This is a genomic window from Vreelandella arctica (assembly GCF_037070215.1).
Classification (GTDB): domain Bacteria; phylum Pseudomonadota; class Gammaproteobacteria; order Pseudomonadales; family Halomonadaceae; genus Vreelandella; species Vreelandella arctica.
Genome location: NZ_JBANSN010000019.1, coordinates 62288 through 72600, shown reverse-complemented (window position 1 = coordinate 72600; position 10313 = coordinate 62288). Strand labels below are relative to the sequence as shown.

6 protein-coding genes are annotated in these 10313 nt (G+C 53.3%); 2 read left to right on the top strand and 4 right to left on the bottom strand.

Annotation, left to right across the window (positions count from 1 at the left end):
• Positions 1 to 479: 479 nt before the first annotated feature.
• Together V8L70_RS15910 and V8L70_RS15905 are read left to right on the top strand one after the other, a co-directional pair.
• Positions 480 to 2045, top strand: coding sequence for an ATP-dependent nuclease (locus tag V8L70_RS15910; protein WP_101147778.1), 1566 nt, complete (start codon positions 480 to 482; stop codon positions 2043 to 2045).
• Positions 2030 to 3061: a DEAD/DEAH box helicase gene (locus V8L70_RS15905; protein WP_101147779.1), complete on the top strand. Its 1032-nt coding sequence runs from the start codon at positions 2030 to 2032 to the stop codon at positions 3059 to 3061. Before V8L70_RS15910 ends, V8L70_RS15905 begins: the two co-directional genes overlap by 16 nt.
• A 58-nt stretch (positions 3062 to 3119) precedes the next feature.
• Here V8L70_RS15905 and recD read toward each other — a convergent pair whose 3' ends face one another.
• The 4 genes from recD to V8L70_RS15885 are packed head-to-tail and all read right to left on the bottom strand — an operon-like array spanning position 3120 to position 10202.
• Positions 3120 to 5393: an exodeoxyribonuclease V subunit alpha gene (recD, locus tag V8L70_RS15900; protein ID WP_101147908.1), complete on the bottom strand. Its 2274-nt coding sequence runs from the start codon at positions 5391 to 5393 to the stop codon at positions 3120 to 3122.
• 32 nt (positions 5394 to 5425) lie between these two features.
• Positions 5426 to 9373, bottom strand: coding sequence for an exodeoxyribonuclease V subunit beta (recB, locus tag V8L70_RS15895; RefSeq protein WP_101147780.1), 3948 nt, complete (start codon positions 9371 to 9373; stop codon positions 5426 to 5428).
• Complete coding sequence (locus tag V8L70_RS15890) at positions 9370 to 9897, bottom strand: hypothetical protein (protein WP_101147781.1); 528 nt, start codon at positions 9895 to 9897, stop codon at positions 9370 to 9372. The genes recB and V8L70_RS15890 overlap by 4 nt, the downstream gene beginning before the upstream one ends.
• Positions 9894 to 10202 (bottom strand): nucleotidyltransferase domain-containing protein, encoded by a 309-nt coding sequence (locus V8L70_RS15885; RefSeq protein ID WP_008958935.1) that lies wholly within the window; start codon positions 10200 to 10202, stop codon positions 9894 to 9896. The genes V8L70_RS15890 and V8L70_RS15885 overlap by 4 nt, the downstream gene beginning before the upstream one ends.
• Between the last annotated feature and the right edge of the window lie 111 nt (positions 10203 to 10313).

Here is a 10313-nt window from a genome sequence, read left to right as displayed (position 1 = left end):
GAGGTCAGCGTCTGTTGTTCAGGTTCAGTGAGAGGGGCAACGAAGCGTTTTTCCATGGTTCTGTCCGTGTCAGAAATCCTGGCATGGATATTACACGAAAACTTTAGATCAGGTACTTAGAGAAATAGAGAACTACCTAGATGTTGAAACTTTAGAAAATTCTATTGCTAGTGCTCATGGTCACTTTTACAAGATAGAAGATATAGGGAGATGGTCTAACCTTCTAAAATACAAAATAAAGAAGGATGATAAAACGAGAACAGCCAACAAAGTAAAAGTAGCCAGAGCATACGTAGATAATTGTCATAATAACGTAATTTACACACCAGAATTGAAAGAAAAAATCAAATCTATAAATGATTTTATTGAACGGTCTGGGAATTAAACATAACAAGTAAATTCAGATGACGCCTACGGCGCACCTGATTTAAGCGTTACACGTCATTCATCACATCTCTAGCATTCATAGGTAGTATTTCATGAAACAAATTAAAAAGATAAAACTAAAAAACTTCAAAAAGTTCAGAAGTAGTGAAGTCAATTTCCATGAAGAAAAAAATATATTAATAGGTGATAACGAAGCAGGTAAAAGTACAATTCTAACTGCTATAGAGTTAGTGCTTGGCGGTAGTAAAAATAAAGTTGAGTCTATTGGATTGGAAAGTATCTTCAATACAGATGCAGTCAAAGAATTTCTATCTGGTGATAAAAAGGAAAGTGACTTACCAATACTCCATGTAGAGATATTTCTCAATGAACAAGATAATCCTGATTTGAATGGAAGAAATAATACTGATAATGTAGATTCAGATGGCCTTAAATTAGTTTGTGAACCTATTGAAGAATTAGGTAGTGAGATTCGTGATGTACTTGCTCAGGACGAAAGCAACTTTCCATTCGAATACTACAGTGTGAAATTCAGTACATTTTCTGGTGAAGCTTACTCAGGGTATCGAAAATTTTTAAGGCATTTGTCAATTGACAGCTCTCAGATTAATAGTGAATATGCAACAAGAGAATATATAAAAACTGTTTATGAATCTCTTGCAGAGCAAAACCAGAGAATTACACTGAGAAATGAGTATAGGCTTCAAAAGAAGAAATTTGTTGAAGAAGCTTTGGAGATAATCAATAAAGATATCGATAAATATCAGTTTTCAGTAAGAACAGGGAGTAAATCAAATCTTGAAGCAGATCTAACAATCACTGAAGATGACATTGCTCTTGAGAATAGAGGAAAAGGACGGCAGTGCTTCATAAAAACAGAATTCGCACTTACTAGAAATGGTGATGGACAAAGCATAGATGCACTTTTGCTTGAAGAGCCAGAAAACCATTTGAGCCATACAAATATGAAAAAGCTGATAAATAGAATTTCAAATTCAGAAGCAAAACAAATATTTATTGCAACTCATAACAGCTTGATTAGCACAAGACTTGATTTAAGAAACACAATCTTACTCAATAGCAATAGTGCAAGCCCTATAACCCTCGAGGCTTTACCTGAAGATACTGCCAAATTTTTTATGAAGGCACCAGATAACAATATTCTTGAATTTATATTGTCTTCGAAAGTTATTCTGGTTGAAGGCGATGCAGAATACATTCTAATTGGTGCGTTATATGAGTCAGTCACAGAAAGGACTTTAGAAGATGATGATGTTCATATAATTTCTGTTGGCGGAACAAGCTTTAAGCGCTATCTTGATTTAGCAAAACTTTTGAATATTCGTGTTGCAGTCGTCAGGGATAATGATGGTGACTATGAGAATAATTGCGCCCAAAACTACAATGATTATTTAAATGACAATATAAGCGTATTTTATGAAGAAGATAACGATAAAAGTACTTTTGAGATTTGTTTTTACCAAGATAATAAAGGTATTTGTGATGAGCTTTTCCTTCCAGGAAGAAGAACTCTCACTGCTTTAGAATTTATGCTAAAAAACAAAGCGGATTGTGCTTTTGAATTGCTAGATAAAAAAGCAGGCGAACTAATCTCACCAACTTACTTAACTCGAGCTATAGAATGGATAAACGAGTAGTTTTAGCCGTTGCTGGATCAGGAAAAACCAGTCATATAATCGATAATATTAGTGAAGATTCTCGTGCGTTAATAGTAACCTATACAGATAATAACTATAAAAATATAAAGTCAAGAATAATTGACAAGGTTGGCTTCATACCCTTAGGTGTAAGAGTAAAAACCTACTTCAATTTTATTTATGCATTTTGCTTTAAACCATTGCTAGGCAATAAAATCAAATCAAAAGGAATAAACTGGAACATTCCGCCTGCATTCACGCTCAAGTTAAAGAGAAGCAGTCCTAAATTTTATTTAGATGGCCATGGCAGGCTCTACCACAACAGAATTGCTAAGCTACTTGATCAGTGCAACATGATGAAAGAGGTTTCAGAGCGGGTAGAAAAATATTTTGATTTAGTATGTTTTGATGAAGTTCAGGACTTTGGCGGCCACGATTTCAATTTTATATGTAAACTTTCCCCAAAAATCGAAAGTTTGCTTTTAGTTGGTGATTTTTTCCAACACACTTTCGACACCAGCCGAGATGGGAACGTCAATTCAAACATCCATAAAAATATTGATACTTATACAAGAAAGCTGACTCAAGCTGGATATGCATTAGATACAGATTTACTATCGCATAGCTATCGTTGCAGTCCAACCACTTGTAGTTTTGTCTATCAGAATACAGGAATACAAATTGAATCCCATAGGGATGATGAAACAATAATTCAGTTTGTACAGTCTGCGACTTTAGCTGAAGAAATCTATTTCGATGAAGATATCGTGAAATTATTCTTTAGGGATAGTAAGCGATACAATGGATTCACAGAGAACTGGGGTGCAACTAAAGGGCTTGATTGCTTTTTAGATGTATGTGTCGTTCTAAACGCTACAACGTTGCAGCATTATAAAAAATGTAAACTGCATGAATTAGCTCCGCAAACAAAGAATAAATTTTACGTTGCATGCACTCGAGCTAAAAGGAATATTTTTTTCGTTCCTGAGAGTCTTTATAAGCACCATAAACAATGAGCATACGACGTGTAACAAGAAAATCCAGGTGACACCTACGGCGCACCTGATTTAGGTGTTAAATCCCCTCCACCTCACTCACCCTCATCACCTCCCTAGCCACCGCATCATTCAATATCCCGCGTTTGGCTTCGATCAGCGTCAGCCATTCGCGGGCGCGGGTGATGCCGGTGTACACCAGCTCGCGGGTGAGGATGGGGTTGGGCGTTTGCGGTAGCAGCAGAGCGGTGTGCTGAAACTCCGAGCCTTGGGATTTGTGTACCGTCATCGCGAACACGGTTTCTACCGCGTGTAGGCGGGAAGGCAGTACCCAGTGAATTGGGTTGTCTGGGTCACTGGTCGGAAAGGCGACTCTTAATAGCGTTCTTCCTGGTGCTCCTGATGAAGAGCGGGGATCAGGCACCGCCATGGTGATGCCGATATCGCCGTTCATCAGTTTTAGGCCGTAGTCATTTTGGGTGACCAGAACCGGGCGGCCTTCGAACCAGCCTTTCTCTAGCGTGTGGTCGTTGCCGAACAGCAGCTTTTCACGGCGCAATGTTTTGGCGATGCGCAGGTTTAAGCCTTCTACTCCCCAGGGGCCTTTGCGTAGCGCGCACAGCAGCTGAAAGCGGCTGTAAGCCTTAAGTACTTCCTTCGCCCAGGCATCATAAGCTTTACCGTTCTCTTCAAATGCCAAGGTGGTATCAGGCCGTTCACTCGCTAGGGTATTCAGGTAGTGCTGGTAGCCGGTGGGCGGTGCCATTGGCTCGCCCTTGAAATTGGTGCGGCCTTCGCCTGCGTTGGGAAATCGTTCCGGGCTGCCGGTGATCACCAGGCGCTCCAGGGCGCTGTCTTCGTTTTGTGCGTCGGGCTTCAACACCAAGTGGTGCAGGTCGGCGTAGCCGTTATTCAGTACGCCATGCACGGCTTGGTGTTTATCCCGTTCCCCCAATGCCTCATTTAGCGGCTGGTTAATCGCCTGGGCGAGCTGGCCGATGCCGCTTGTTTCAGTAAAGCGGTGGCTTACCCGCAGCATGGTAATGGCTTGGTCTAGCGGCTGGCCGTCCGGGTCGATTAATGCCTCTGGCAGCGGGTGGTCGGTGAGTTCGGCCAGCCACTGCGCCGTGGCGGGTGTGTAGTGGGCGGCGTCGGCACGGCGGCATAGGTCGCCCAGCACGGCGCCTGCTTCCACGGATGCCAACTGGTCTTTATCCCCCAGCAGCACCAGCTTGGCGCTGGTGGGCAGGGCGCTGAGCAGCGCCGTCATCATTTCGATATCCACCATCGAGGCTTCATCTACCACCAGCACATCCAGCGCCAACGGGTTGGCGGCGTTATGGCGGAAGTGGCGGGTGTCGGCGCGGGCGCCAAGTAGTCTGTGGATCGTGGTCACTTCCGTCGGAATTTCTATTGCGTTCGATGTGGAGTTGGCTGATTGCTCAGCTAATAAAGATTCCAACCCGCTAAGGGGTAAGTCTTTCACCTGCCCGGCAATGGATTCATTAAGCCGTGCGGCGGCTTTACCTGTGGGGGCGGCTAGGCGAATGCGCAGCGGGTGGGCGTTGGGCTGGGCCAGTTGCAGGGTTTGTAGCAGGGCCAGCAGGCGCACCACGGTGGTGGTTTTGCCGGTGCCGGGGCCGCCGGTGATGATCGCAAAGGGGCTGCGGGCGGCGAGGGCGCAGGCGGTTTTTTGCCAATCCAGGGTACCGGTAGCGGGGAATAACGCATCCAGCGCGCTTTTGAGTAGCGGTGATTCCTCTGATTTATACTTAGGGCTATCCACGCTAAGCCGAGCGGCAATTTCTTGGTGCAGGGTTTGCTCGAACTGCCAGTAGCGGCGCAGGTAGAGTTTGCTGGTGTTGATGCTGTGGCTTACCACCAGCGGCGTATTGCCGGGGCCGTCGCTGATCAGCGTGGGGTGATTAAGTGCGGCTTGCCACTCGGGCAGCGTTAGCGTGGCCAGCACATGGCTGGGTAGCGGCGGCGGGTCGTTCAGGTCGTCGCCTTCCGGCGGTAGCGAAAGCGCAAAATCCGGGGCTTCCAGGGTGGCGGCTATATCCAAGCACACATGGCCGCGGCCTAGCTGATGACTGGCCAACGCCGCACCCAGCAACAGCAGCGGCGGGGCGTTTTGGGTTTCGCGGTCGAGAAAGCGCACCAGGGCCAGATCCAGATCCCGTAGCCAGCCACGAGAAACCCACCGCTCACACAGTAGGAATAGCGCGGTGGTGTCGCTTAGCGCGGGGTGCGGCTGGGTAGCACTGGCGGCTGATTCTGTCGGTGGTGTTACCGATGCGGTTGAATCAGGTGCAGCGGGCGGCGCGTCATCGGCGAACAGGTCAAGATTCATGGACTCGTTCTTGGAAGCCGTGTCTCGCTTACTCATGCCAGTGCCTCCTGGTTGCTTGCTGCTGACGCTGTTGATGAGCCTGTAAAGAGTGCATCCAGCGCTTCGATCAGCGCGACCGGCGCGGGCACGGCGTGTACGCCGCGGGCGGTGGTGCGGCTGCCGCGTAGAAATACCGTCATCGAGCCGCCCAGGTGTTGGTGCGGGTCGTAGTCGGGCAGGCGCGCTTTCAATAGCCGGTGGAGAGCGAGCATATACAGCGCCGCTTGCAGGTCGTAGCGTTTTTCGAGCATGGCATCGCGCAGGGCGTCAGTGGTGTAGGCGCTGTCGTCGCTGCCCAGGTAGTTGGACTTCCAGTCGAGCACGTAGAAGCGGCCTTCATGCTCAAAGGCGAGGTCGATAAAGCCCTTGAGCATGCCGTTGAGGGTGTCGGCATCCAGTACGGGGCGTGATACCCCTGGCAGTAAGTGGTCACTGACCAGCTCATCCAGCTTGCGCGTTTGTACCTGGTGCGCGGCAAACCAGAACTCCAGTTCCACCTGATAACTTTCGAGTTCACATAGCGCCACTTGGCTGCCTTCGCTGGGCTCTGTCAGGGACTGGGACGGGGCCTGTGACAGTGAGTGAGGCAGGGGAAGCGGTGTGGCGAGCAGTTCTTCCAGCCAGCCCGCCAGGGTGTCGTGCCATGCCTGCCAGCCGCGCAGTTGCACGCGCCGCCGCAGCATGTCTTCTCTGGCGGCGGGGTCTTCTAGCGCTTTGTTGAAGCCTAGCTGGCCCGCCCACTCCAGCAATCCATGCAGGAAGGTGCCGGGGCCTGGGCCTCGCGGAAACCGGTGCAGGTGAAATGCTTCGGTGTTGATGGCGTTGTCGTGGGGTTCATCCAGCACTTCCAGGGTGGTGGCTTCCTGGGGCGTGGTGGGTTCCGGTGTGGGCGTTGGCTGCGCCGCCCCTGGCATCGCTTCTGAGACTGCCCCGGAGGTGCGCAGCGCCGAGTAGCTGGCGATCCACCACTGTTCACGGGCGGGGCGCAGCGGGGTGCGGGCGTGGCCCAGTGCCTGCTGCTCCGGCGCCGGGGTGAAGCGCAGCGCGGTGGGGTCCGGGGCGGCGCTTAGCGCGATATCGCTGCCTTTCACCAGTTCGCCTAGCGCGTGGGTAAACGCGCTGGGGGCGATGGCCTTGCCGCCGTTGATCAAGTGGCCGATGGCGCTGTTCTCGCTGCCTTTTAGCGGCGCCAGCCCCAGCCAAGTGGCGTGACGGGCGCGGGTGAGCGCGACGTAGAGCTTGCGCAGGTCTTCACCCAGGCGTTCGCGGTCGGCGGTGGTAAGCGTAGCTTCATCGGCGCTCAGGCTGAGTTGCAGTGTGCCGTCGCTGTCGTGCCAGCGCAGCGGTAGGTCGGTGTCGCTGACCGGGCGGTGGTTGGCGATAAACGGCAGGAACACCAGCGGGTACTCCAGCCCCTTGGATTTGTGAATGGTCACTACCTTGACCAGATCGGCGTCGCTCTCCAGGCGCAGCTTGTGGCTGTCGCCGTGGCTATCCGGGTCGGCAATGGCCTCGGCCAGAAAGCGAATCAGCGCGTGTTCGCCGTCCAGTTCCTGGCTGGCGTGCTGCAGCATTTCGCCCAGGTGGAGCAGGTCGGTTAGCAAACGCTCACCCTCGGCGAACTCGCCCAGCAGTCGTGCGGCGATATCAAAATCGACCATCAATCGGCGCACCAGCGGCAGCACGCCTTGGCGTTGCCACAGGCGGTGGTAGTCGCTGAACTGCTCGACCCGCGCTTCCCAGGCCAGCTCGCTCTGGTTGAGGTGGTCGAGTGCTTCAAGGCTCAGCCCAAGTACCGGGGTTGCCAGGGCGGCGCGCAGCTTGGCTTCTGCTTGGCGCGAGTTGGCCTGGGGCTCGGCGCAGGCGCGCAGCCAAATGGCTAGCTGCGGAGCGATGGGGGAGCTGAACACCTTGTCGTGATCGGAAAGGTAGACGCTCTTGATGCCCCGGCTGGCCAGCGCCAGTCGAATCGCTCGCGCTTCCTGCAGGCCGTTGACCAGTACGGCCATGTCTGAGGGAGCCAGCGGAGTGAGTGATTGCTCTCCGTTATCGTCATCGCCACCAGCGCCCTTTGCAAAGCCTGCTTGCTTTTGGCGGCCTGCTTCCACAAGCATTGTCATGTGCGAAGCGCAGCGCTCGGCCATCTCCGTTTGGTAGGCGGTTTTGGAGAGCGGCTCGTCGCTTTCCAGTGGCCACAGGGTCATCGCGGGTAGCGGTTGGCCGTTGAGTACCAGCGTTTCCTTGGTGCCTTTGGCGTTGACGGGGTTGAACGGCAGCGGGTTGTCGCCGCCATCGGCACGGAACAGGAAAGCGCCGGCATCGTGTTGGTCGGCGTAGCTGAAACAGTGGTTGACCGCCGCCACCATGGCGCGGCTGGAACGGAAGTTGGTGCCCAGCGTGACGTGGCGGCCATCGGTGTCGTACCGGGCCTGCAGGTAGGTGAAGATATCCGCGCCGCGAAAGGCGTAGATCGCCTGCTTGGGGTCGCCAATCAGCAGGATGGCGCTGTCGCGCCGGGGCGTTGCGACGTCATACACGGCGTTGAAAATGCGGTACTGGATCGGGTCGGTATCCTGAAACTCGTCGATCAGTGCCACGGGGAACTGGCGCTGGATCTGCGCGGCCAGCGCTTCTTTGTTGGGGCCTTTCAGGGCGCGATCCAGATGGGTGAGCAGGTCATTGGGGCCCATCTCGGCGCGGCGTTCCTGTTCGCGCTCTAACCGGGCGCGACACCACTGTACGGCGTGAATCAGCAGGTCGTTGCGGGGCTCGGGCAGGGCATCCAGCGCTTGCTGGAGCTGTGCCAGCGCTTCCCATGCTTGCGGGCAGGGCGGTGCACCGTCTTTCCAGATATCGGCCATGCCGACGGGCGTCATGCGTTTCCAGGCGGCGTCGGTGAGCGCAGGGCGGTCGGCATCTGTATCGCACCACTCGCGCAGTGCGCCTAGCCAGTTGGCGCGGCTTTTGGCGTTGAAGCTTTGGCCTTTGAAGGCTTTGCGCGTGGCGGCGTCTTCCAGGGCGGGCACCAGTTCGTCCAGCCAGGCGGCCCAGGGGGCTTTGAGCTCGTTGAGCTGGGCGGTGCGTTCGGCCTGGGTGGCGGCCAGGGTCTCGCTGGGTTGGGGTTTTTCGCCGCCCAGCGCTTCGCTTTCTGGCAGTAGCCGTTGTAGCGGAACGTGAAGGTCGTCCGGTGATTTCCAGTAGCGGGTGACAATGCCGAGGGCGTTGCTGTCCAGCGGGTAGTAGAAGCTGCGCCAGTAGTCGCGCACCACTTCCTGTTCCAGTTCGCGCTGGTCGTTTTCCAGGTTGAGGGAGAACAGGCTGCCGCTGTCGAAGGCGTGTTCGCGCAGCATGCGGTAGCACCAGCTGTGGATGGTGGACACCGCGGCTTCGTCCATCCATTCCGCGGCCAGCGCCAAGCGCCGTGAGCAGGCGGGCCAGGTGGCGGGGTCGTATTGGTCGCGGAGTTCTAGGAGTAACGGATCTAGTGGAACCGGGGCTTCCCCGGCGGCAAGCCTACGTGGAGGCGCTGTGAACCCATCCGTGGGCGCTACTTGAGACATCTGACCGCCATGGATGGCGGGAATGCCGGAATCGTCGGGAACATTTTCCGGCCCTGTTGAATGACCTCCACTACGGCTTGCCCCCGGCGCCCCTCTTTCTACATCCTCAGCTCGAAATACGTCTGCTGCTTCTACCAGCCGATTGCGGATACGTTCGCGTAGCTCTTGGGTGGCGGCGTTGGTAAAGGTGACGACTAAAATTTCCGGCGGCGTGAGCGGGCGTACAAACGCCGTGTCGTCGTCAATGCTGTGCCCGCCGAGTACCAACCGCACGTAAAGCAGCGCGATGGTGAAGGTTTTGCCGGTACCAGCGCTGGCCTCTATCAGTCGGCTGCCGTGGAGCGGGAGGCTTAGTGGATTGAGTGGTTCAGGCTGGCTCATAAGAAAAGGCTGTCAAACTCAGCTGAAAAGTCAGGGCTGGCGGGGTAGATACTGAGTTGCTCAGCGTTCCAGGCCACAAGACGTTGAGACGTCACTAAGAGTATGTCAGCGAGCTCGTTCAGCAGATTGAAGTGTTCGGCTATCTGTTCGTAGTCGGTCGAGTAGTCATGTGCCGCGATATTGCGGATGGCGCGGCAGCGTTGCCAATCACTTGTCGCGTTAATTACGCCTTGCTTTTCAAATAGAGCCAGTACCTTGAGAAAGCTGTCAGTGGATTCACCGGCAAGCAAAGCACTGTGCCGCATAGTCGATGCTATCGAGTCTTGCAGCTTGGCAAACCGCTCATTAATGGCGGCAAGGGTTTCGAAATAATCCACATCTTTTTTGTGTTCTGCCAGCCACTCACCGTCAATCGGCCAGGTAATTTTGTTGCGTGACTGTTGTAGAAACCAAGCACAGCGTTGGATCGCTTCCAGCAGTTGCGCAAGATAGCGTTGTTGCTCGCTGAGAACATCATGACTCATGCTGCTTCCTCACTATCGATCGGGCGTGACTGTGCCAAGGCGATTGCTTGGAAGGGCGTGGGTTCAGCCGTCGAGGCATAGGCCACTATATCCACAGGCAGTTGGAGGCGCTCTTCAAGTGCCATTTTGAGTTCGGCACGGGTAAGTAGTGGTATTGCTGTCTGGGAGATCAGTAGCAGGTCAACATCGCCGCCCCGCTTGGTATCATCCAGCCGCGAGCCAAACACCTGGACTTGCACAGAAGGCTTAATGAACTCACGTACGCTCGAAAGAATCGTGTCACGCTGTGATTGAGTAAGACGCATCAAGACAGCTCCTAGACTGTATGAGAGCCCCGCCACCTGATAATCTTGTCGCCGAGCCACTCTTGGTGCAATGAGTTTACGCTACCGGCGGCTTCGGTTCACTCTAACGAT

Bases quoted from the DNA above. Each gene is read 5' to 3' on its own strand.
- V8L70_RS15910 (WP_101147778.1), top strand. From the start codon at position 480: ATGAAACAAATTAAAAAGATAAAACTAAAAAACTTCAAAAAGTTCAGA.
- V8L70_RS15905 (WP_101147779.1), top strand. From the start codon at position 2,030: ATGGATAAACGAGTAGTTTTAGCCGTTGCTGGATCAGGAAAAACCAGT.
- recD (WP_101147908.1), bottom strand. From the start codon at position 5,393: ATGAATCTTGACCTGTTCGCCGATGACGCGCCGCCCGCTGCACCTGAT.
- recB (WP_101147780.1), bottom strand. From the start codon at position 9,373: ATGAGCCAGCCTGAACCACTCAATCCACTAAGCCTCCCGCTCCACGGC.
- V8L70_RS15890 (WP_101147781.1), bottom strand. From the start codon at position 9,897: ATGAGTCATGATGTTCTCAGCGAGCAACAACGCTATCTTGCGCAACTG.
- V8L70_RS15885 (WP_008958935.1), bottom strand. From the start codon at position 10,202: ATGCGTCTTACTCAATCACAGCGTGACACGATTCTTTCGAGCGTACGT.